Genomic DNA, 1,351 nt, shown 5'->3' with positions numbered 1-1,351 from the left:
GATCTTGTACGTAGCGGGCGGCAGAGACGGGAAGACGAATCCCCCATCGCTGTTCGTCACGGTCTCTGTCTGCGTGTTCGTCGTGACCTGTGTTGCTTTAACGCGTGCGCCCGGTATTGCCGCGGAGTCCTTATCCGTGACAAGGCCGACGATACGGCCCAAACCTTGCGCGAGTGAGCACGTTGACGTCAGAACGAACAGCATCAACAGCAAGGAGGCGTTCCGAAACAGGCGTTCGCAGGGAGAAGCTTGCATGATCTTCATAACGAAGGTGAATGCTAAGGAGTGAACTCAGCGCCTGTCAACCTTTTCTTGCATTGATGCATATTTATGCAATCAGCAACGCGGGACTTGATGCGCAGGATACATCCCTCTTTACGAGTTCAGTCGAGGGCGCCTGAGCTTCGCTCCAGTGTCCAATGGATAAACCAAATCGACATTCTTCGAGGTCAGAAACTGGTGCTTTACGAACACCGCAGGAGCAACCGGTTTATTACGAAGAAGATTCAGCGCCAGAGGAATGACGTAGTTGCCATATCTCTCTGGGAAGTACGCGACCGAACCAATGAGCCGCGTCCCCAGACGACGGAGTTCGGCTCGGGCCTCAGGCGTGGCGTTCTGACTGGCAACAGCACAGGTCTTCTCGGCGCCAGCCTTGTAGTTATTAGCGCCAAAGTAGGTAGCTCCAGGGTGTGGAACCTCGATGGCGATGACCGGCGTCTTTGCTTCAAGGAACTTGGACGCGATAGCCGGAGCCACGCGCTCATAAGTCTGGAACTCCAGGACAAGGTCTACGCCCTCGCGGATCAGGAAGTCGGCATTGCGTAGTGCCTCACGGGCGGAGTAGCGGTTATCGACCGTGATGAGATCAACATTCTCTCGCGCAGCCACGGTCTCAATGCTGCGCAGCACCTCCTGTGAGAACTCCGTCACTCCCTGCGTGGCAAACCCAATTCGATATCTGCGTCCCGTAACAGGGCCGAAGCGATTGCGATAGACGCCGGCGCCGACGCGCTCCAGCAGGCCCCCATGGATGAGAGTACGTAGCAGCCGGAAGGCCGTGGTCTTGGGAAGTTGCGCGCGCTCCATTACCTCCAGAAGCGTGAGCTCTTCGCCAAGACTCTTAAATGCTTTTAGTACTTCGCATGCACGAAGGACGGTCTGTGACTCGTTGCGATCGCTGCGGCGGCTGGTCTGCACATTTGATCGACGCTCCAGATGTCTTGGCGGGCTCAAGTCACAACTCCATTAAGACTGGATCTCTGTATTCCGGATTTCGGAATGCGCTCCAGTACACTCGGCAGAGTACGAGGATCAGAACCATTGCGGCAAGGATGAATCAGTGTGGATA

At 55.9% G+C, this 1,351-nt stretch carries 2 protein-coding genes; both read right to left on the bottom strand.

Annotated features, from left to right (window positions below):
* The coding region (locus AB4043_RS26625) for a carboxypeptidase-like regulatory domain-containing protein (protein ID WP_442308679.1) at positions 1 to 264 on the bottom strand (264 nt) is incomplete at its 3' end.
* Between the two features lie 111 nt (positions 265 to 375).
* Positions 376 to 1,200 carry a helix-turn-helix domain-containing protein gene (locus tag AB4043_RS26620; RefSeq protein ID WP_442308678.1) on the bottom strand — a complete coding sequence of 275 codons (825 nt, stop codon included), beginning with the start codon at positions 1,198 to 1,200 and terminating at the stop codon, positions 376 to 378.
* Between the last annotated feature and the right edge of the window lie 151 nt (positions 1,201 to 1,351).

Origin of the sequence: Terriglobus sp. YAF25, from assembly GCF_052113305.1 — a bacterium.
Classification (GTDB): domain Bacteria; phylum Acidobacteriota; class Terriglobia; order Terriglobales; family Acidobacteriaceae; genus Terriglobus.
Note: the sequence above shows the minus strand (reverse complement) of the source record. Positions and strands in the feature narration are given on the sequence as shown.